This is a genomic window from Metabacillus sp. 22489 (assembly GCF_052044855.1).
Lineage (GTDB): Bacteria > Bacillota > Bacilli > Bacillales > Bacillaceae > Metabacillus > Metabacillus niabensis.
The window spans coordinates 34,613-55,987 of record NZ_JBQENT010000029.1; the positions used below are offsets into that span (position 1 = coordinate 34,613).

Genomic DNA, 21,375 nt, shown 5'->3' on the forward strand with positions numbered 1-21,375 from the left:
AAAAGCTATCTTCCCCGACGCCAGGCAATATTCACATTCTATCTTTAAAAATTCACTTTTACATTTTTCATATTATCTCTTCTTACATTTCACCATAAGAAATTTTATTGAAGGCTTATTTTTCATGTTCTTATTTTCCTCGTCAATTTCTGAAAACTCTACAAGTCCATATTTTCCAAATTCCTGTTTTATGGAGTCAAAATCATAAAAAAACATTTTTACGCCTTCCATAATCTCGAAATAGTCTTTATCCAATTGTTTCCCCTTCCCAAACATTGGGGCTTTTTTTGAAACAGCTGTAAAAACCATATATCCATTTGGCTTTAACTGGTTATAGCAATCTTTAATAAACTTCTCTCTTTCACACTTATTCAGTAAGTGAATAAGCGCATGCGAAAATATCCCATCATAAAGCTTGTTATCAAAAGGCATGTCTGTAACTGAACCATGAAAAATACGACTATCTATCCCATTTTGCCTAGCCAAATCAATCGCTGTTTTTGATATCTCAATACCTGTAACATTGATTCCATTTTCAATAAAAACCTTCGCATTTCTACCATATCCAATACCTGGTATAAGTATATCCTTAACATTCCTTTCAAGGAAAAAGTCCTTTGTTAAAATTGCAGAGTCTGTAGGTTCAAATCCCCACATCGTTTGTTTTTCTATAAAGCTCGATTCCCAGAATTCCATCTTTCCTTCTCCTTTATCGTTTAGTTTAATTGGGGAACTATTATTTAATTTTTAATTATAGATATAATAACTCTTTAATAACTATAATGGATGACCATTATCTTGTAAATAGCAATTCCATAATCATGGACTTTTAACGTTAACAGTCCACAGTTTGGACATTCGTGTTCTTATCTAATACTTCATACTAAAAAAAGGGCAAAAAAATAACCCAATTACTTAAATTGAGTCATTAGGATATACATTTTAAAGAAGAAAGAGTTTCAGAACACCGCCAAACAAATAACAACTAATTTAGATAAGTTCTCCTTTACCCTAACCAATGATTATTGTAAGCTATTATTCCTAGTATCGCTCCAATTGCTGCCCCAAACAATGACCATACTCCTTTTGACGTCTTTATCTCATTATTACTCCTTTCCATTATGACCCTCCTTATTAAACCGATGATACATTCTATACGAAATGATAAGAAAATAGTTTCACAAATTCAGCTAACCAATACCTTTAATTTGAATAAGTACCTGTTATTCTAACTTAATGCATTGGTGGTGTACCATCTTCTCCTAAACGTTATATAAAAAGAAACAACACTACCATAACTAGGATGTCCTATATTTCTGTAAAAGCCTACCGTTAAGCACTCCCCTCTCCCTAGACTTTAAGAAGATCCTCTAAAGCAGTTTGAAGCGATGGAAACATAAATGAAAATCCATTTTCTACTAACACCTGTGGTAAAACATGCTGCCCTTCAAGAACAAGTGCACTTTTTTGTCCAAGGACGATTTTCATGGCAAACGATGGTACAGGCAGCCAATGTGGACGATGTAGGACAGAGCTTATCTCCTTCCCAAAATCCTTCATCTGTACGGGAGTGGGTGCTGTGACATTTACAGGTCCTTTGATTTCTTCATTGTTCATAACAAAATGAATTGCTCGTACGACATCGGCGACATGAATCCAGGAAACCCATTGCTTCCCATGACCTAATGTACCTCCGACAAATAGTTTATATGGCAATACCATAAGAGGGAGTGCTCCTCCTTGATTCCCAAGAACAACGCCAAATCTCATAAAAACTGTCCGAACACCAAAAGCTTCAACTTGCTTCGCCTTCGCTTCCCAATCAAATACTGTCTTACCTAAAAAATCATCTGACACATCTAATGAGTCCTCCGTATAAACAGCATCTATTGAGGCTGGATAAATGCCAATCGCACTTGCATTTATAAATACTGACGGTTTTTTCGGCAATAAAGAGATGATTCGCAATAGCTCATCTGTCGCTTCCATTCGACTATGATAAATTTGCTTCTTATGCTTCTCACTCCACCGTCCGTCATTAATCGAAACTCCTGCTAAATTGATAACAACGTCGGTATCTCCTATTTCCTTTTCAGGAGATGCTGCTCCATCAAGCCATTGAATATACTGAACGTTCCCTGAGCTTTGTTTAGCCTTCCTTGTTAAAATCTTAATATAATGCCCTTCATCAAGAAGGAGCTTCGTTAATTTCTCCCCGATAAACCCTGATCCACCAGCAATAACAATCTTCATATTCTCCCTCCAACCTTCGGATACTTCCTTCAATAAATTTTCTTAAATAGCCACTCTATTGAACAAGCTATGTTCATGCTTTTCATTAATCTCAATATATAGGAAAAAAGGGTACATTGCTTCCTATATGATTCGGGATCTAACGTTACATTCCTGCGGAGAAATTTCAAAAATGCTTATCCTGCTTTCGTATCGTTGTCTATTGATACAAAAAAGCCAATGCTCTTATAAAAAGCATTGACTTCTATCTAGCTAATGATTCGTTATCCGCTCTACCGCTTCTGCAAACCTTGCTATTCCCTTTTGTATTACGTCTGGTTCGCTCCTACCAAATGTAAAACGCATATATCCCCGTTTGGAACCTAATATACTTCCTGGAACAAATGCAACACCATTTTTAATCGATTCCTTCAATAATTGATATTCATCAATCGATGGGTCTATTTTTCCCAAAAGATGAATCCCACCTTTAGGAGTGATAAATTCGATCTTATCCCCCATCTGTTTTTTTAAGCTTGTCGTAATCGCATAGTTTCTAAGCTCTAGCTGTGAGCGAAGCCTATCAATATGATTGGAAAAGTCAGCAGAATTTAAAAATTGATTCGCAATCCATTGGGGAAATACACTATGTCCAAAGTCTACCTGCTGTTTTGCATCAGCTAACCGCTGAATGACCTGTTTGGGACCGATAATCCAGCCAATACGTAATCCTGAGGCAACAATTTTTGATAACGAGCTAATATATAGAATATTCCCATTTGCGTCCATTGATTTAAGGGTTGGATTTATCTCACCGTTATAGGAGGTTAAACTATACGGATCATCCTCGATAATCGGGATACCGAGTTCTACTGATATGTCCAATATTCTTTTACGCCGGCTTAAATGAAGCACGGTCCCAGTAGGATTTTGATAATCGGGATTTAGAAAAACCATCCTTATCCGATGCTTTTTATGTAATGATAAGAGATCATCGGGATTTATCCCGTCTTTATCTACTGGTAAAAGAAAGGTTCTTAAGCCTGCTGATTGAAATAACGGCAATGAATAACAATAGGAAGGATCTTCAATTGCAACAGCATCACCTGGTTTAAGCAAACATTCGACAATGAGATGAAGGGCTTGCTGTGCTCCAGACGTAATAAGAATCGAGGCGGGATTTGTCTTGATATTTTTGAACTGCTTAACATGTGATGAAATTGTCGCCCGCAGCATTTCGTTCCCTTGCGGATGGTCATAGCCAAGGTTTTCGGTAAAAGGATTTGCCGAAAGAATGTTGCTAAGCTGGACATTTGGCATTAAACGCGGTGACAGCTCGCCACTTGCTAAATTTACTAAATCACGATTTTGAACCTCTGAACGGATTTGTTGTACCAATGGTGAGTTAGGGAGAAATGAGCCACCCTCCACATATCGTCCCCAATTAGGAATTCGCTTATGGAAGGTCCCCCATATATCTGTACTAACCCGCGTTCCACTTCCTTTTTTCCGCTCGACTATCCCAAGTGCCACGAGCTCATCATAGGCTGAAACGATTGTGCTACGGTTTACACCAAGATCTCTAGCTAAATTGCGTTCTGATGGCAATCGGCTATCAGCTGGAAAAACACCCGATGAAATGCCTTGTTCAATATAATCAGCTATTTGTTTATAAATCGGTTTTTTGTCATTTCGATCAGGCTTCCAATCCATATGTGAACATCCTTATATTACAATTTGTTTTTGATAAAGTTATTACAAAGCATACTTTAAAATAGTTTTACTTATCTCATTACGATATATACTCCAACAGCAATGACTGAGATGACGATGACAACAGCATAAATTGACGTTAATCTCGTTACATTTCCCTTTGTTTTTTTATTATAGTTAACATCTCTATCATTTGCGACAAAAATGGTCCCAACTAAAGCCAATAGTGCAAGTAAAATAATGATCATAATGGCGAAGGTCATGACAAATTCTCTCCTTTTTGAGTGTTAAAACGCGAATTATCTACCTTCATATTAATTTATATTTATAACGTGCTAACCATCCAATTCTTTACTATTTACCCCATCCACTTTAATAGTGAATGTTCTAAGTGACAAAAATGAGATACTTTTTTTATTTTGAGCTATCAATCTAGCAGCAACCATAAGTTCATTTTTTAAAAGTGGATGAGGAAAACAATCGTAAAGTGGATGGTTATTTTTCAGCAAAAACAATTATGATAGATGAGATGTTTCATTATACAAGTCCTGTGTAATGAATCGAACTAAACATAACGGAGATGATCAACGATGACATGGACTTTTGTGCTTGTCTTAATAGTTGCTGGTTTACTAAAAGTAATTATGACATGTCTTCCAACTTCTGTAGTAGAATCGATTGTTCATAGATTTGAAGTACATCCAACACTAAATGAAGCTGCGGTCACCGTAACATTCGGCGGAAAAAGCTTGGAAGGTGAAAGGAAAAAACAGCTTATAGACCATTTTAATCAGGCGCTATTTTTAGAAAAATATTATTACGTACCATCAGAAACTAGTAAAGCTCCATTCGTTATTCAGACGACAACTGCCAAAAATAACATAACCTTCTTTCTTTATAGCTACGAGGACCATATCGATGTTATTAAAAAATATAAAAAGAAGGAAATCTCGTATAGCGTAAAATCTAGTTTTCTTCAGGATTTACCTCAACTAGATTTGTGAAACGAAGATAGAAAAATAGCCTCGGACGCTTATGCCGAGGCTATTTAAATCTTATAATTAATTCAATTCAGAAGAAAGCATCCACTGCTGACGCTCTTGTCCTTGCTCCACATCATTTAGAGTCAATCTTCCCTCGGTTGATATTTCTAAAGCCTTACCGTTATGAACAGAACTGATGGTAACTGTTCCATTATCATTTTTCCTAATTACCCATCGTTGATTAACATATCCAAGATAGTTGTATAGCTGGATTTTGTTTTGTCCTGTATCAAGGTCCAGTGCTTTACCGCCTTCTATGCGTATCGAATAAGAACTATGCTCATCACCTGTTGGAATGAGCGTCCAATTTGTAGCTTTGTTTGCATCAGCAATCGTCACTGGCTCCCCGTTTTCGGAATGTGCCGCGTAAATCGCTTCACCTGTTGCTTTATTTGTAAAGCTAGTTATTGTTAATTTCGCTTCTGATACGTTGCTTATCTTGACATTCTGGTAGGATGCTTGACCTCCAAAGACATTCACACCAAAATGTCCCTCAGCAAAGGTTCCGTCGTGTAAATCGATGATTTTTTCTCCATCGACATATGCCTGGATGTGTGGTCCTTTCGCAATAATTTTCACTTTATACCTCTTTCCAGGCTGGATAAATGCTGATACTTTTCCGATGACCATCCGTTCCTCAAAGCTTCCATCTATTTTATAAAAAAGTCGAAATGCCTTCATATTTGGATCAAGATTGAAGTAATATCCGCTCCGTCCATCCTCACTAGCTCGGAATAAAATCGAACCTGCTCCTCCATCCTTTCCTAGCATCATTTCAGCTTCATATGTAAAATCCCCTGCTGTTTCCTGAGCTACATAGTTTGCATCACTACTGTAGGTGCCTCTTATTCCGTTTTCAGTCACGATCCATTTCGCTGCAGCAAGATCTGCCTTCCATCCAGTCAAATTCGTGTTAAATTTCCCTTCATATACTTTGACTGCTATCGTTTTCGTAGCTTTCCCATTTGGTGTAGATACTGTTATATTTGCTTCCCCTTTGCTACCTGCTTTAAGGATCGCTTTGGAATTCGTGGACGATTCAATTTTGACGACATTCGAATTGCTAGATTTCCAAATCAAAGGCTCGGTTCCCTTTCCTTTTCCATGTGCAACAGAAGCATGCAAAGTGAGTGTATCACCGCTTCCCATCTCTCTTTGACTAGTATCCATGATCACCTCAGGCTCTTTATCCTCATTTTGATTCCAACTATTTGCAAGGGAATGGATCTTTAAGGATACAATCTTCATATCCCCTCCTTTTGTATAAAAGCTCATACCTCGACTTGAAGGATCAGGAAAAATAACATCAGAAAAAACAACCTTTCCATCATTAGCGAATACTTCAATGGATGAATCATCGACAAAGATATTCAACTTAATCCGTTGATTTTCCGGTTTTAAAGCTGCTTCATGTAAGGTGGAAAATAAATTCGAAAAATCCGTTTCTCCCGATTCAGTACGATCGACAAATAGTTGATTATCTGCCGTTTTGTATCCGACGACTGTTTTTTGCTCATTCCCTTCACGAACGTGAAAACCAAATTCTGTTGCTGTACTTGTAGAAGGAATTTCAAGCTCTGCTTCAATTTCAAACGCTCCTTGGGAGATCCCCTTTAACAGATTTGCCGAATTATCTGGATTGATGATTTTGTTTTCTGCTTGAAAAATCGTATTTCGTAGCTGCTGCAGTTCTGCTATCGGCCTTTGTGCAAGTCTTATTCCTTCCTCTGTCGTTACTAATCGAACTTCCCTTGGAATGGTTAGCTCTCCTTTCCAGCCTGTTGTTGGAAACGCAAATGGGTAATCCCAGTTCGTCATCCACGCCATCATGACACGTCGGTTATCAGGCATATTAGAAAAGGACATCGATGCATAAAATTCCTTTCCGTAATCTGTTTTCAGGACGTTCCCTGCAGGATTGTCACTTATGAATTTACCATCTGCCGTTAACTGACCTACAAAATACTCAGCATCAGATCCCTTTGTTTTCGGATTTGTCCCTGTGCTTATCATCAATACCCATTTTTTCTCTCCTGTGCCATCTACCTCAAGCTGAAAAAGATCAGGGCATTCCCAGACACCACCACGAACATAATCACCATATCCAAAATTATCTGTATGCTTCCAATCGATTAAATTTGTGGAGGTAAAGAAACGAATATGATCTCCTCCAGAAACAACCATCACCCAGCGATTGTTCGCCTCATCCCGAACGACCTTTGGATCACGGAAGTCCCAGCTCCCTAAGTCCTCGCCATTCTTACCAGGATTCTCAATGACAATTGGATGCTCAGCAGAATACTTCCAAGTACGTCCTTGATCCGTACTGTAGGCAAGGCCTATACGCTGATTCCCGTTTCGTCTATCTGGATGAAAGGAGGTATAGTATGCAATAAGCCCTTTACCATCTGAATTTGTAAATAAGCCTGAGGCATTATCTAAATCCGCTACAGCAGATCCTGACCAAACATGGCCATGTTCATTCCACGGCAACGCTATAGGTAACCGCTTCCAATTCACTAAATCTTTACTTACTGCATGTGCCCACGTTCCACCATCCTGATGAAACAAATGATACTCCCCTTCAAAGTAGACGAGCCCATTCGGATCACTGACAGAGCCGCGAGCTGGAGTATAATGATAATCAGGTCGATATTTTTCATTGTAATACTTCGTTAATGGGATGAGATAAACATCCTGAAAATAAGCAGAACCCTCTGCTACTGTCATCCCAACAAATCCCGTAAGCTCGCTCTTATCAGTCACTTTCACGGCAGCCTCAGAAAAGCCATCAACATAAAGTTCTATTTGCTCACCGTTTGCCATAATTTCAAGATGATGCTTCGTCCCTTCCTCCGTTTTATACGTCTTGTCAGATGTTTTCAAAACGGTTCCATCAGCCTTTTGCAATTGGGCTTTAACGGTATTTCCTTCTTTTATAAGCGTTGCCAAGTAACCTGTCGTCCCTAGTTCATTTGTTCGAAAGGCAAGCGCTGCTTCTGATTGATTTTCGTCAAACGTGATGTTTCCTTCGAGAACAAAGTCACGTTCGTTATTGCGATAAATTTGCTTTGCTCCTCCATCCCCAGCATAAATTCCCTTCAGTCCTTTAAGCGCTGGCTCCCAGCTGCCTTCTTTATATTGAGATGTAGAAAGGTTTGTGGAAAATTCGCTAACCTTTACGTGCTGAAATAATGCGGAACCATCTGATACGTGAAGACCAAGAAGCCCTTTCTCATAAGCAGAATCCGTCACACTCATAATCGGCGAATATTGATTCTCCCAATAAACGAAAATAGTATTTTCTTCGACCTTCACCTTTAAATGATAGATCTCTCCCTCTTGAACGGTAACATTATGTTCGTCATTTAATCTCGTTTCATCACGAGAGTCACGAAGACGAATTTTCCCTTCAATCGGATCAATTTGCAGCATGTATGCGTCTTTACCATCCTCACTCGAACGGAATACTAGGCTTAAATCGGCATTCTTGTCGAGTATTTTTACATCTGCTTCATAAATAAAATCTTCAGATATAACGTTTGCGATCGCCATCACATTCTCGTTAGGCTCAGAAGCTAGCAATATTCCCTGTTCTGTATCTTCTAATTTCCCCTTCCCTATAACGTTCCACTCAGTCAGATTAGTAGCTGCGTTATTTATAGCCAATCCCTCCTCCGTTTCCTGTGAATCTGCTGCAACTCCTTTTAGTGGGTGAACAGTGATTGTCATCAATGCTGAAGTTATAAGTAGAATCGTCAATATTACAGAAATCCAACTAGTTGATTTCACGCTATGTCCTCTCTTCTACATTAAAATTAAAAATCCTCATTTCCTTTCTCCATCACTTCAGGAAAACAAAACCGAGCATCTCTTTCTATTTTGAATGTGCGATAAATTCCTCTATTTGTGATAACGTCGGCATAGCCGGAATACCGCCTTTATGTTTCGCGACATAAGCGCCCATTGCATTTCCAAACCGTAAAATTTGTTCTAGACTCTCCTTTGGTAAATCTACATTTAATAATTCATTTTTTAATAGCTGATATAAAACCCCTGCAAAAAATGCATCACCACATCCCGTTGTATCAACTGCCTTTACAGTAATTCCCGGAACAAATACTAATCCGTTTTCGTTATATGCATAACTGCCTTTATCACCTAAAGTAACAAAAAGCAGGAAAAGATGATGCTTTTCAAATAGTTGCTTTGCACCAGCAGAAATATCGTCCGTATTTGTTAAAAATGCAAGTTCCTCCTCAGAAACCTTCACGATATCAGCATATTGCATAACGATTTCGATTTGCCTTTTGGCATTATCTAAATTGTCCCATAATAACGGACGAAGGTTTGGGTCAAAGGAAATCACTTTATTCCTCTCTTTTGCATGGTTTAAGGCTGTTAACGTTGCCTCCCTTACCGGTTCATCTGTCATCGAGATCGAGCCAACATGAAAAATACGAGAATGAGAGATTAGCTCTAAATGTAAATCCTCCTTTGCAAGCATCATATCTGCCCCAGGCTGACGATAAAAATCAAATGAGCGTTCACCTTGCTCATCAATATGAACAAACGCCAGTGTTGTCTTTACGTTCGAATAAACAATTCCATTTGTCTGAACACCTTTTGAACGTAATGCAGCTACTAACAATTGTCCAAAATGATCCCTACCAACACAGCCAATGAATTCCGTTTCCAGCCCTAAACTAGCTAAAGAAACGAGCACATTGCTAGGAGCCCCACCTGGATTTGCTTCAAATCTAGGATTGTCCTGTTCTCCTCTACCACTTGGAGTAAAATCGATTAAAAGCTCTCCCAATGCTGTTACATCTTTCATTTCAATCCACCTACTTTATGATCATTTATATACATTCCGTTAAAATCAGCCAGAGGGATATTGCTCTTTCCTCTGGCTGCATCGAACAATCTTTAATTTTTTGCGGGAATCGACAGCTTTCCGTGTACGACCTTTATTTCCCCTTCTGATGTGAACAGAGATACACCTTCACATGCTTTATCTGGATAAACTAAGCTCGTTACTACATGTTCCCCACCGTTAAGAAATAATTCTAATGATGACGAATCAACAATTAACCGAAGCTGAAGCTGCTCTGTTCCGTTAAGCTTCACCATTTGTGGCTTAGGGAAGTTATCGGAAAAATCTACATTCCCTGAATGCTTTCTCTCTAGCAATAATTTATTGTCTTTAGCATCAACTGTAATTTTTGTATATTGTGTGTTCGTATGATGAATGGTTAAGCCATACTGAGTTGCATCGATATTTTCTAGTACTAATTCAACCTCAGCATAATCCGCATGAATATTAAAATGATGCTTATCCTTTGAATTTACGATGACATGATTAAGCTCTTCTTTTTTCGTAAAAAATGGCTCTAGCTCTCTAACAGCCTTTTGAACAATTTGGATCTCGCCGTCAATCTCGATGAGCGAAAGTTCTCTCGGCAATGTCATCTGGCTTCTCCAGCCTTTAGTAGGAACGTGGTTTGCATAGCGCCAATTGCTCATCCAGCCAAGGTAGATTCTACGTCCATCCTCTTTCGGTATATCAGAAAAACTAACACCAGCATAGTTGTCCTTTCCAAAGTCTAACCATTTAATATCATCATGCTCCTCGACAAATGTATGGCCATCAAAGGAGCCGATAAAGTATTGTGTACGTGAGCCAGAATCAAATTCCGGATTGTCTCCAATACTGACAAGCAGCACCCATTTCTTCTCACTGGAATGCTCGACAGGTAGTTCAAATAAATCTGGACATTCCCATACCCCATCATGTGAGCCGATCTTTTCGCCGAACTCACTTTCAAATGTCCAATCCTTTAGATTAGGAGAAGAATAGATTGATATCGTTTGCCCTGTAGCTAAAACCATAATCCATTTATGACTTGCCTCATGCCAAAATACCTTCGGATCTCTAAAATCAATTTTCGTAGGATGTGTTAGCACAGGATTATTTTCATATTTCAGCCAAGTTCTCCCTTTGTCATAGCTATATGCTAAGCTTTGCATCTGTTTTGTTTGGGTATGATTCTTCCCCTCTAAATGATGCGTAAAAATCGCGACAAGTCCTGGCTCCTCTTGGAAAAACCCTGATGTATTGTGCCAATCAACGACGACACTGCCGGAAAAAATCGTCCCATGCTCATCTGGATATAACGCGATATCCAATTGCTCCCATTCGATCATATTTTTACTGACAGCATGGCCCCAGTGCATCGGCCCCCAAACGCTATCATTTGGATTATGCTGAAAAAATAAATGATATTCACCTTTAAAAAATACTAAGCCATTCGGATCGTTCATCCAATTTTGTTGTGGTGAAAAATGCAATGCTGGTCTGTATTTATCTAGTTTTGTAATCTTCAATTTGTGTCCTCCTATTGTTTAACCGTTCTGTCATATCCATCTTGTTTAATTTGCAGCCATTTACTTAAGCCAAGTCTTTCAAGCTCTTTTACATATTCATCCCACTCGGCATCAATATTTCCATTCGTGATCCATTCCGCACGCTTTCTATTCACATAATCAAATAAATCTGTCTCAATTTTTGCTTTTTCATCAGATTCCTCTAATGAGAAGAATACAGGTGGATAAAAGTTTTTAGATTTGATATGAGGAACGACATGCTTTTCTAACAAATCTAGCCTCCAAGCAGCATCATCAGGCTTTGTTGTATATTTACCGTAATATTCATCAAGAACAGCTAGCGGACCCGCTACATTTGTTTTCTCTCTCAATTCAACAGGTGCTGTTCCTTCTAACGGAAGATGCTTTAACATACTTGCAGCCTCATCTAGCTCAAAAATATTCGCTTGCTCTGAATCACCATATGTTCCCCAGTTGTTTTGCACAGATTGAAGTGGCTCGTAAAGCTTGTCAATCCATTTCGCTGTTAACTCTAGGTTCTTATTCGCACTAGTAATCACCATTCTGCCACGGTCAAGACCAAAGCCATTTGTTTGTGCGACATTCACTTCTCCAGAAGGACCTGCGATTGGCGGCATTAAATCATATTTATCATTCATTCCAGAAATATTCCCTTTATCCCAAGTGAAATAAAGACCATATTTCTCCTCTTTACCTTTTGCAACGTATTTATTCCAATCCTGTTCAAACGCTTCGACATCAATTAGACCTAGTTCATGGAGCTCATTAAAATATTTCAATGCCTCTTTATAGCCTTCTTGTGCAGCTGTAAAAATAACCTCACCGTCATCTGACACAACTGTATGATCATAGTTATCGCCTAATCCAAATGCCGCAAATAAAAACGCGGGATCCTCTCCACCATGATTAATCATGAAGGAAACAGGAATTTCATCTGCCTCACCGTTTCCGTTCGGATCCTGTGTTTTAAAGGCAAGTAATACTTCCTTCAATTCATCCGTCGTTTTCGGCATTTCTAACCCTAATTTATTGAGCCATTCAACATTAATCCAAGGAAGTCCATCAACGACCTGGATCCGACTTTTCCCACTCCCAAGCTCCTCAATCCACGGGAAGCTATAAATATGTCCGTCTGGTGCTGTAATCATCGATTTATATTCAGGTGCTTGTTCTAAAACCTTTTTCAAATTCGGCATATGCTTATCGATTAAATCCTCTACGGGAATAATCGTTCCATCCTTCGCATATTTTAATAAGTCGTAATCACTAAATGCTGCATCCATAATCGCATCTGGTAATTCTCCACTTGCTAAAGCTAAGTTTCGCTTTTCAACAAATTGATCCTTCGTATAGTTTTTCCATTCAATATGGACCCCTGTTTCCTCTTCTAATCTCTTAAAAATTAATTTTTCATTCGGATCTGTTGGAGCAAGCGGTGAGCTTTGTGTCATAAAGTGAAGGGTCGCCTTTTCCTTTAACGGAAACGAAACATCTGTTAGCTCCAAATCCTCAGTTGATGCACTCTTACTACTTTTTCCTCCACTGCACCCAACAAGCAAGACGCCAATTACTAGAAAAAACGAGATAAGTTTGAAGAACCTTTTCATAAAACAATCCCCCTATTTAGTTTTTATTTTAAAGACCCTACCATGACACCTTTTTCAAAGTATTTCTGGAAGAAAGGGTACATAATAAGCAGTGGTAAGCTTGAAACAACAATTGAGGCAAATTTAATCTGCTCTGCTATTTTACTTAGCTCTGCCATTGCAAGCTGATCACTAATCATCCCTGGCTGGACTTCATTTTGAATAAGGATTGAGCGCAGCACTAATTGCAATGGATGAAGCTCTTGATCCTCTAAATAGATCATTGCATCGAAATAGGAATTCCATTGTCCTACAAAGGCATATAACGCTAAAACGAAAATAATCGGTTTGGATAATGGCAAAACGATTTTTAAAAAGATCTTCAGCTCCGAAGCACCATCAATTTTCGCTGCTTCAAAAAGCTCCTTCGGCAAGCCTTTAAAAAACGTTCTAGCCAAAATGATATTCCATACACTAATTGCCCCTGGTAAAATGATCGACCATATCGTATTAAGCATGCCTAAGTCTTTTACTACTAAATAAGTAGGAATTAATCCACCATTAAAAAACATTGTGATAAGGAAAAACACCATGATGACATTTTTTCCTTTAAAGCCATTCAGTGATAATGGGTATGCCGCAAAAATCGTGACGATAATCGTGACGAGCGTAAACCCAACTGAATAGATAATCGAATTAATAAATCCTTTCACCATCAAGTCATCCTGAAAGATTCTTGTATATCCCTCGATACTCCAATCTTTTGGATTGAATGAAATTCCTTTACTTAGCAATACATTCGGATCCAAAAACGAGGCTAATAGAATGTAAAGCAAAGGCACTAACACGATTAATACGAGGAAAATTAACACAATTTTGTTCGTAAAAAGCAGCCATTTATCTGAGTTGCTATGCTTTTTCATGAGATGTTCACCCCCATCAATATAATCCTTCACCTTCATTTAATTTCTTCACAACAAAATTAACAAAAACGAGTAATATGACATTAATCACAGAGTTAAACAAGCCGACCGCTGTTGAGTATGCATAATCACCAGCCTGCAAGCCGACCTTGTATACATACGTTGGGATAATTTCTGAGGTTGGTATATTCATAGATGTTTGCATTAGGTAAGCCTTTTCAAAGCCAATCGCCATAATTCCACCTGCCCCTAAAATAAAGAGCACTGCCATAATAGGCTTTAATGTTGGTAAATCAATATGTCTAATCCTTTGCCAAAGTGATGCCCCATCAATTGTCGCAGCATCATGCAGCTGTGGATCAACATTTGCTAGTGCGGCGACATAAATAATCGACGACCATCCAGCCGCTTGCCAGATTCCTGAAAGAATATAAATAGACCGAAAATAATCTGGATCTGTCATAAATGGCACTGGCCCACTTAAAAATGATGACAATAATGAATTAACTGGTCCTGTCGGTGAAAAAAAGATAAACAACATACCTGTAATAACAACAACTGAAATGAAGTTAGGCGCATACAAGATGAGTTGAATATTTTTCTTTATTGTCGCTCTCCTTACTTGATTAAGACTAAGAGCTAAAATAATCGGAACTGGAAATCCTAGTATTAGTCCATAAACACTTAATTTAAGGGTGTTCATAAAAATATCAGCGAAATTTGGAGAGGTTAAAAAATCCTTAAAATGTTCAAAACCTACCCACTCACTTCCTAAAATCCCTTTCATAGGACTAAAATCTTTAAACGCAATAATCGCTCCATACATCGGTACGTATTTAAAAATAATGGTTAGGATAATAGCTGGAGCTAAAAACAGATACAGTGCATAGTTTCGTCTAAAGTATTGAAAAAAACTTTGCTTTTTTGTCTTCGCATGTAATTCAAGCCCTAGAGAATTGCCCATTTCTTGATTCGCTTTCTCTTTAGATGCTAGTAATCCCATAGCTTCATATTCCCCCCTTAATTTCAAAAATTTCTTTACTTCTCTCTCTTTATGTCAAGCGGTTGACATTTTGTGTTAACCGCTTTCACATTTTTATATTAAACGGTTACATTTTATATGTCAAGCGGTTGACCGAAATGTTTTTAGAGTATGTTTCTCTATCAGGCAAATAAATAGGTCTTTTGATTTTTCATGTCCACACTTAAGAGGGCATTTTCTGTTGGCTAAATAGCAAAGGACAAATTTAACGAGGAAAAGCCAATGTTTTAGCAATCATAAAATCAGGAGGTACTATGTAAATATCAGCTATAAAAAGGTACAAAGTATCGATTCGCTTCTGTCATTTTCATGTCACTCATTTTATAAAGGTAAGACTTCTGCAAAAGACTCTTAAACAATAACTAAAATAAATGTGACCTAATTTTTCTTTCAATATACTGTTTTATTCAATTTCTTTTTCCCAGGTTTCAAGTGTTATAGTTTTTCTAAAAAAATAAATAAAAGGGGCCGTCACAAAAGGTTTATCCAAAGAAAAATCCGAACTATCATTTGAAATTCTAATTTGAATTTCGTGTTAGTTCGGATTTTTCTCATTTAATGGTTTTCGTAAGGCTCAATGTTCGACCTTCATTCGGAAGATTTACATTACTTCATGCCTAGTCTCTTTCAGCTTAATCATCACTGCTTAAAATGCCAAGAATACGCAGTAAGTTGATAAACAAATTAATAAAATCTAAGTATAAAGATAGAGCCAATAAAGGTACATCCTCTTCTGTTATGGACATTCTTTTCATTTGGTTGAAATCATACACGATATAGAGAGAAAAGACAATTGCTCCAATGACAGAATAAGCTACCATACCTGACGAATTTAATGGAACAAAGATACTGTAAATCCCTACAAAGATTATCGCTAATAACGCAACTAACAGGAATGTTGATAGGAAAGATAAATCTTTCTTTGTTTTCGCTCCTATTGTTGCCATAACAGCAAATATACCAAATGTTGCTCCAAAAGCCATTAATACAACTTGAGCTCCAGCCATTGAAGCATAATGACTAACAATTGGAAATGTTGTGATACCAGATATCACTGAAAATAAATAAATGAATGTGTATCCAACGCTTTTTCTACGTCTTAGCCAAAATGCCGCGATAATCATAATTAATTCAGCGATTGCCAAAGGAATCATAAGAGCTGTTGGCACGAACTGGCCAAAGTATAACCCTGCCGTAGCGAATAATAACGAGATTACAAATGTAATCAAGACCTTCTGAAACATCGATCTGTTTTCTGTAGTTAATGCTCCTAACATAAACATCCCTCTCCTCTATTTCATAACATACATTAGTTTTTGAACTTAATAATTTGATATTATCCAGTTTATTTTTACTAAAAGATCCCTTTTGTTAGTAAAACGTAGGCACTTTTTCTTCCTTATGAAGGAATTTTTGGCATTTACTACACAATCACTATTATTTAAAATACCATTAACTATGGTCATAGGTATAGCATTTTTTTGTTTTGACATTAAATTTCCATATTCATATATTGTGAATTTTACTTTTCTCACTAGTAATTTTCACTCTATTCATATATTTTGCTACAAAAAGTTATTTCACCAGATTAAAATTATCCGTATTTTTACGTTAAAACAATTTAGATGAGGGCGCTATATAATGATATTATTTTCTGGCCAACAATCCAGCACAAAAACCTCCCCTAAGAAACTTTAATGTAAAATCACTTTTTAAAGGAGGCGATTTTAACAAATCTCTTCATATCGTTGTTTCTATATCAACATTAGCTGTTTAGTTTATTTCAGGTTGAAATAGGATTAATTTCAACCATATTTAAGCTTGATCGTGTTTCATTTCTTGCATAACTTCATTGGAACTTTTTCTACGATCAAAATATCGAGAAATTTGCGTTTTATATTCTAGGTTCTTTTTATAGTCCTTTGAAAAAACACCAGCATAGAGAACATCTAAAAGAAAGCAGATGGAATTGTTCGTAGTGAAACTGCCTATTTTAGAATACAATCTTTCCCTTGTGGTAATTCGTAAAATGCAATCCGCGAATTTTGACAGAGTATTCTCCCCAATACTCGTTAAAGCAATAATTGGTACCTTCTTTTTCTTCAAAAATGGCAACAGCCCTACAGTATCTTTACTTTCCCCACTATATGAGATCACAATAGCACAAGTATCACTATTAGAATTTACCGCTTCGAATAAAGGATCAACTGTGCATAGACTAACATGCTTTCCGATTCGATTCATTTTTGATTTAAAATCATGACAAATCAACAAATTATGATTCACAGAAAATATTTTAATATGTGATGCTTTATCAAGCATATTTGTTGCCCTTTGCAATTCATCGTAATTTAAGAGAGACAACGTGTCGCTAATTGTCTTCTGATTCAATAAAGCCATTTTATTTGCAACTGTCATAATATTATCTCGCTCATCAAAAGGATAATTTGCATCAATAGAGGAAAAATGACTATTTAAATATTCAATTTCATCAAGAAAACTGTTTTTCAACTCTACCCAACCACTATATCCTAGCTTTTTTGCAATTCTAATTAACGTGGATGGATGAGTGTAGGTTTCTTTAGAAATTTGTTTCGTTGTTTTCTCTTTAATATTCTCTCTTTCTTTAAACAAATAGTCGATAATATCCCTTTCTGATGAAGAAAAAATATTTTCCTTCATCTTCTCTGTCAGCAACATATCTATCACCTCTACTTTTATTTCCGCTTGCTAATGACATTTACAAAAATCGGTCGTTTTTGTAAATAAATTTGTAAATGAAGAATGATTCGCCTCTAATTATATTGATTATGCCTCATCATATTTTATACTAAAATTAAGAAGAGGGAAGGATAAACCTACTCATAATGACTTCCCACTTCATTAAACAAATTTACATTTTTAATAGTAATTTGTAAATACAATATTTTACTTTTCACTAGATTTAAAAATAAGCTACGAGATAAAGGAGGAGCTTGAACATGTCAAAAGGCGTAAAAATTGTAACGATTGGTGGAGGCAGCAGTTATACTCCTGAATTAATGGAAGGCTTTATTAAAAGATTCGATGAGTTACAAATTAGAGAAATTTGGCTTGTTGATATTGAAGCGGGGAAGGAAAAGCTTAAAATTGTTGGTGAGATGGCACAGAGAATGTGGGACGCTTCTCCCTATGATGTAAAGGTGCATTTGACATTAGACCGTCGTGAAGCGTTGAAAGATGCTGACTTTGTTACTACTCAATTTAGAGTTGGCTTATTAGATGCTAGAATTAAAGATGAACGAATTCCTTTATCTTACGGGATGGTAGGTCAAGAAACGAATGGTGCCGGTGGTATTTTCAAAGCCTTCAGAACCATTCCTGTCATTTTAAGCATTGTGGAAGATATGAAGGAATTATGCCCAAATGCATGGTTAGTTAACTTTGCAAATCCTAGTGGTATGGTAACAGACGCAATCATCCGCTATGGCAAATGGGAAAAGGTAATTGGCTTATGCAATGTTCCTGTTATGGCGATGATGCAAGAACCGAAATTAATTGGAAAAACAACTGATGAACTCGTGTATTCCTTCGCTGGAATAAATCATTTTCATTGGCATAGAGTGCAAGATTTAGCTGGGAATGATGTGACCTCCCAAATTATCGAAAAGCTTTATGAGAAGGATAACGGGCTTCCAGCAAATATCTTCGATGTTCCGTTTTTTAAAGAGCAATTGAAGCAAATGAACCTGATTCCGTGTGGCTATCATCGTTATTATTATCGCTATGAAGAGATGTTAAGCCATATGCTTGAAGAGTACAATGATCCGAATATTGGAACAAGAGGGCAACAAGTTAAACAAACAGAAGCAGAACTATTTGAATTATATAAAGACCCTAACTTAGATCATAAACCTGAACAGTTAGAAAAACGTGGTGGTGCATACTATTCAGATGCCGCATGTGAAACCATTGCATCGATTTATGCGAACAAAAATACACAGGTTGTCGTTTCTACGAAGAATAACGGCGCGGTTCCTGACCTTGCTCCCGATGATGTTGTAGAGGTATCCGCTTATATCGGGTCTGCAGGTGCAAGACCAGTTGCTTTTGGTTCACTTCCACCAGCTGAAAAAGGCTGGCTACAAGTAATGAAGAATATGGAGCTATGTGTAGAAGAAGCAGCTGTAACCGGTGATTACGGCTTAGCGCTACAAGCATTCACAATAAATCCACTCATCCCTAGTGGTGAAACGGCAAAACGTGTCCTAGATGAATTATTGATTGCACATAAAAACTACCTGCCACAATTCTCAGAAAAAATTGCAGAATTAGAGGCTGCAGGAATTACTATAAAAGACGAAATCGCTAGAAATCTAGCTAAAGAAGAAGTAGTTACTGTCTCATAAAACATCAAGTCGAGGTTTGGACAAAAGATTTTCAACATAAGAAAAATCCTAACTATAATTTGAAATTCTGCTTTAAACTTCGTGTCTTTTCGTAAGTGGTAATACTTGTATAAATTGTTACTTTTTACTAGTAGTCGTTCTGGTTGATTTCCGCTATAGTACTCGCTTTCCGCGGGGTGGGTGGTGAGCCTCCTCGGTGTAAACCTGCGGGGTCTCACCTCTCCCACGCATCCCGCAGGAGTCTCGCACTTACGCTCCAATCAACCTTAATAAAGTTTGCACAAATAACCGACCTCTTCGTAAAGAGTCTTTTCTTTTATAGTTTTTTTCAATAAGCAATGTTCGGTTTCATTAGAAATATTTTCCTTATGTCCCAACCTCTTTTTTTTCTTTTATTGGCACCAATTTTTTATCTATGAATTCTACCACTAACTCTCAATTGGTTTCTGTCCAACAAACTGGATGACATGTGACAAACCATTATGAAGCTCTCCTTCTTTCCGGATAACCTCTCCCATAAAGAAGTGAACAATTCTCCAATTTGAAAAAGCATTTAAGAACTCTTCAGGTCTATAAAGAAGCTCAGGATCCTGTGGTCCTCCGCTCTTGTATGGTATTTGATGAACAGAATAGACTTCTGAGATAAAATACCCTCCTGGCTTTACTGCATCTTTAACGCTATCTAGTGTCTTTTTTCGTAATTCCTTGGGAAAGTGACCGAAAATACAAATAAGTTCATCCCACTTGTCCTTATCCCATCTAGCATCATTTAAATCTACAAGCTTTGTTTTTACTCTAACATTTCTAATTTTCGCGAGTTTTTCTGTTTTGACTAACCCGGCTTCCGCATAATCCCAAGCAGTTACATTCATTCCTTGTTCCGCTAAAAAGATGGCATTACGTCCTTCCCCCTCAGCAATAGCCAATGCTTCTCCAGTTAAACTTAGCTTTCTATGGATGTCTACAAGAAATTCATTTGGCTCCGTTCCATAAACATACTTCTCATCTTTAAAACGGTTATTCCATCCATTCATATACTAGTTCTCCTTTTTGTTTTTGTTATTCCCAAACAAATAAACTCTTTTACATTTAATTGTACTTCATCTTTCTATTGCTCTAATAGTTTTTGAAAAATAATGTAAAAAAGGACTGAAAAGCCCTTTTCTTAGGATGAATATTTAAATATAAAAGATTGCTCTTATCAACAACCAAGATTATAAAATGGCTATCCAAGTCTGTACTGCTGTCGTTAATAGTAAAATAACGATTAATCCTTGCAAAACCTTCGTGTTCACTCTTTTCCCAGCATTAGCTCCTAATGGTGAAGCTATTAAACTAGCGACAACTATTATCAATGATGGGAGAATTTGTACCTGTCCTGTAGAGATTTTTCCAGAAAGTGCTCCAATTGATGAAATAAGTGTAATGGCTAATGATGAGGCGATCGTCATTCTCGTTGGAATCTTTAAAACCACAAGCATAATCGGAACTAACAAGAATGCTCCCCCTGCACCTACGATACCAGCTCCCAGACCAACAATAAAACCGAATAAAGCGGCAAGCCATTTGTTAAACTTAACTTGTTCTAGAAGGCTATCATCTTTCCCCCTTTTAGAGACAAACATCATGACAACAGCAATAAGCGCTAACATTCCATAAACGATATTCATTTCGCTTTCAGACAAGTGAGTAGAGCCAATCCCCCCAATAAAGCTTCCAATTAACGTGCTAGTTCCCATATACACAATTAACGTTTTATTTAAAAAGCCGCCCTTACGATAAGCCAAAACACCACCAATCGTCGCAAAGAACACCTGGAAGGCTGTAATTCCCGAAACCTCATGTGCTGTAAAATGACCTACACCTAATATAGCTGGAATATAAAGCAGCATTGGATAGTTGATAATAGCTCCTCCTATTCCTAACAAACCAGATATAAAAGAACCTACAAATCCAATGATAAAAAGTGTCATGATAAGATGTATATCCATGTTGCTCCCCTCTTTAGAAAAAAGGGAACCTTATTTGGGCTCCCGTTAT

Annotated in this window: 16 protein-coding genes; 2 read left to right on the forward strand and 14 right to left on the reverse strand. The window is 37.3% G+C overall.

Features of this window, described 5'->3' with window-relative positions; all coding sequences use genetic code 11:
- Positions 1 to 72: 72 nt before the first annotated feature.
- The 4 genes from ACTJJ9_RS16500 to ACTJJ9_RS16515 form a co-directional block, all read right to left on the reverse strand.
- Positions 73 to 696: a class I SAM-dependent methyltransferase gene (locus ACTJJ9_RS16500; RefSeq protein ID WP_145580413.1), complete on the reverse strand. Its 624-nt coding sequence runs from the start codon at positions 694 to 696 to the stop codon at positions 73 to 75.
- Positions 697 to 1,350: 654 nt separating this feature from the next.
- Positions 1,351 to 2,253 carry a TIGR01777 family oxidoreductase gene (locus ACTJJ9_RS16505; protein WP_145580415.1) on the reverse strand — a complete coding sequence of 301 codons (903 nt, stop codon included), beginning with the start codon at positions 2,251 to 2,253 and terminating at the stop codon, positions 1,351 to 1,353.
- A gap of 252 nt (positions 2,254 to 2,505) precedes the next feature.
- The gene (gene pdxR, locus ACTJJ9_RS16510) at positions 2,506 to 3,945 is read right to left on the reverse strand and encodes a MocR-like pyridoxine biosynthesis transcription factor PdxR (RefSeq protein ID WP_145580418.1); all 1,440 of its coding nucleotides are present in this window, start codon (positions 3,943 to 3,945) and stop codon (positions 2,506 to 2,508) included.
- Positions 3,946 to 4,016: 71 nt separating this feature from the next.
- Positions 4,017 to 4,208 carry a hypothetical protein gene (locus ACTJJ9_RS16515; protein ID WP_095301945.1) on the reverse strand — a complete coding sequence of 64 codons (192 nt, stop codon included), beginning with the start codon at positions 4,206 to 4,208 and terminating at the stop codon, positions 4,017 to 4,019.
- A gap of 327 nt (positions 4,209 to 4,535) precedes the next feature.
- Between ACTJJ9_RS16515 and ACTJJ9_RS16520 the strand changes: the two genes are divergently transcribed.
- Positions 4,536 to 4,949 carry a YfmQ family protein gene (locus ACTJJ9_RS16520; protein ID WP_145580420.1) on the forward strand — a complete coding sequence of 138 codons (414 nt, stop codon included), beginning with the start codon at positions 4,536 to 4,538 and terminating at the stop codon, positions 4,947 to 4,949.
- A gap of 57 nt (positions 4,950 to 5,006) precedes the next feature.
- Here ACTJJ9_RS16520 and ACTJJ9_RS16525 read toward each other — a convergent pair whose 3' ends face one another.
- The 8 genes from ACTJJ9_RS16525 to ACTJJ9_RS16560 form a co-directional block, all read right to left on the reverse strand.
- Positions 5,007 to 8,720 (reverse strand): GH32 C-terminal domain-containing protein, encoded by a 3,714-nt coding sequence (locus tag ACTJJ9_RS16525; protein ID WP_440768768.1) that lies wholly within the window; start codon positions 8,718 to 8,720, stop codon positions 5,007 to 5,009.
- Positions 8,721 to 8,865: 145 nt separating this feature from the next.
- Positions 8,866 to 9,825 (reverse strand): carbohydrate kinase family protein, encoded by a 960-nt coding sequence (locus ACTJJ9_RS16530; RefSeq protein ID WP_440768764.1) that lies wholly within the window; start codon positions 9,823 to 9,825, stop codon positions 8,866 to 8,868.
- A 92-nt stretch (positions 9,826 to 9,917) separates the two neighbouring features.
- On the reverse strand, positions 9,918 to 11,375 hold the full coding sequence (locus ACTJJ9_RS16535) for a glycoside hydrolase family 32 protein (protein WP_440768765.1): 1,458 nt from the start codon (positions 11,373 to 11,375) through the stop codon (positions 9,918 to 9,920).
- Positions 11,376 to 11,386: 11 nt separating this feature from the next.
- On the reverse strand, positions 11,387 to 13,003 hold the full coding sequence (locus ACTJJ9_RS16540) for an ABC transporter substrate-binding protein (protein ID WP_440768766.1): 1,617 nt from the start codon (positions 13,001 to 13,003) through the stop codon (positions 11,387 to 11,389).
- Between the two features lie 23 nt (positions 13,004 to 13,026).
- Entirely contained in the window at positions 13,027 to 13,905 is an 879-nt protein-coding gene (locus tag ACTJJ9_RS16545) for a carbohydrate ABC transporter permease (protein ID WP_440768767.1), read from the reverse strand.
- Positions 13,906 to 13,921: 16 nt separating this feature from the next.
- Positions 13,922 to 14,869, reverse strand: coding sequence for an ABC transporter permease (locus ACTJJ9_RS16550; RefSeq protein ID WP_440768769.1), 948 nt, complete (start codon positions 14,867 to 14,869; stop codon positions 13,922 to 13,924).
- A 710-nt stretch (positions 14,870 to 15,579) separates the two neighbouring features.
- A complete protein-coding gene (locus ACTJJ9_RS16555; protein ID WP_145580428.1) occupies positions 15,580 to 16,224 on the reverse strand; it encodes a Bax inhibitor-1/YccA family protein in 645 nt (214 codons plus the stop codon).
- Positions 16,225 to 16,762: 538 nt separating this feature from the next.
- Entirely contained in the window at positions 16,763 to 17,647 is an 885-nt protein-coding gene (locus tag ACTJJ9_RS16560; protein ID WP_145580430.1) for a MurR/RpiR family transcriptional regulator, read from the reverse strand.
- 281 nt (positions 17,648 to 17,928) lie between these two features.
- Between ACTJJ9_RS16560 and ACTJJ9_RS16565 the strand changes: the two genes are divergently transcribed.
- Positions 17,929 to 19,335: a 6-phospho-beta-glucosidase gene (locus ACTJJ9_RS16565; RefSeq protein ID WP_145580431.1), complete on the forward strand. Its 1,407-nt coding sequence runs from the start codon at positions 17,929 to 17,931 to the stop codon at positions 19,333 to 19,335.
- A gap of 428 nt (positions 19,336 to 19,763) precedes the next feature.
- On the opposite strand, the gene ACTJJ9_RS16570 is transcribed toward ACTJJ9_RS16565, so the two are convergent.
- Both ACTJJ9_RS16570 and ACTJJ9_RS16575 read right to left on the reverse strand, forming a co-directional pair.
- Complete coding sequence (locus ACTJJ9_RS16570) at positions 19,764 to 20,369, reverse strand: methyltransferase domain-containing protein (RefSeq protein ID WP_145580432.1); 606 nt, start codon at positions 20,367 to 20,369, stop codon at positions 19,764 to 19,766.
- A gap of 180 nt (positions 20,370 to 20,549) precedes the next feature.
- Positions 20,550 to 21,326, reverse strand: a complete 777-nt coding sequence (locus ACTJJ9_RS16575) for a sulfite exporter TauE/SafE family protein (protein WP_145580434.1) — start codon at positions 21,324 to 21,326, stop codon at positions 20,550 to 20,552.
- Positions 21,327 to 21,375: the final 49 nt, after the last annotated feature.

Bases quoted from the DNA above. Each gene is read 5' to 3' on its own strand.
- ACTJJ9_RS16500 (WP_145580413.1), bottom strand. From the start codon at position 696: ATGGAATTCTGGGAATCGAGCTTTATAGAAAAACAAACGATGTGGGGA.
- ACTJJ9_RS16515 (WP_095301945.1), bottom strand. From the start codon at position 4,208: ATGACCTTCGCCATTATGATCATTATTTTACTTGCACTATTGGCTTTA.
- ACTJJ9_RS16530 (WP_440768764.1), bottom strand. From the start codon at position 9,825: ATGAAAGATGTAACAGCATTGGGAGAGCTTTTAATCGATTTTACTCCA.
- ACTJJ9_RS16520 (WP_145580420.1), top strand. From the start codon at position 4,536: ATGACATGGACTTTTGTGCTTGTCTTAATAGTTGCTGGTTTACTAAAA.
- ACTJJ9_RS16545 (WP_440768767.1), bottom strand. From the start codon at position 13,905: ATGAAAAAGCATAGCAACTCAGATAAATGGCTGCTTTTTACGAACAAA.
- ACTJJ9_RS16570 (WP_145580432.1), bottom strand. From the start codon at position 20,369: ATGAATGGATGGAATAACCGTTTTAAAGATGAGAAGTATGTTTATGGA.
- ACTJJ9_RS16560 (WP_145580430.1), bottom strand. From the start codon at position 17,647: ATGTTGCTGACAGAGAAGATGAAGGAAAATATTTTTTCTTCATCAGAA.
- ACTJJ9_RS16575 (WP_145580434.1), bottom strand. From the start codon at position 21,326: ATGGATATACATCTTATCATGACACTTTTTATCATTGGATTTGTAGGT.
- ACTJJ9_RS16540 (WP_440768766.1), bottom strand. From the start codon at position 13,003: ATGAAAAGGTTCTTCAAACTTATCTCGTTTTTTCTAGTAATTGGCGTC.
- ACTJJ9_RS16525 (WP_440768768.1), bottom strand. From the start codon at position 8,720: ATGACAATCACTGTTCACCCACTAAAAGGAGTTGCAGCAGATTCACAG.
- pdxR (WP_145580418.1), bottom strand. From the start codon at position 3,945: ATGGATTGGAAGCCTGATCGAAATGACAAAAAACCGATTTATAAACAA.
- ACTJJ9_RS16555 (WP_145580428.1), bottom strand. From the start codon at position 16,224: ATGTTAGGAGCATTAACTACAGAAAACAGATCGATGTTTCAGAAGGTC.
- ACTJJ9_RS16565 (WP_145580431.1), top strand. From the start codon at position 17,929: ATGTCAAAAGGCGTAAAAATTGTAACGATTGGTGGAGGCAGCAGTTAT.
- ACTJJ9_RS16505 (WP_145580415.1), bottom strand. From the start codon at position 2,253: ATGAAGATTGTTATTGCTGGTGGATCAGGGTTTATCGGGGAGAAATTA.
- ACTJJ9_RS16550 (WP_440768769.1), bottom strand. From the start codon at position 14,869: ATGGGCAATTCTCTAGGGCTTGAATTACATGCGAAGACAAAAAAGCAA.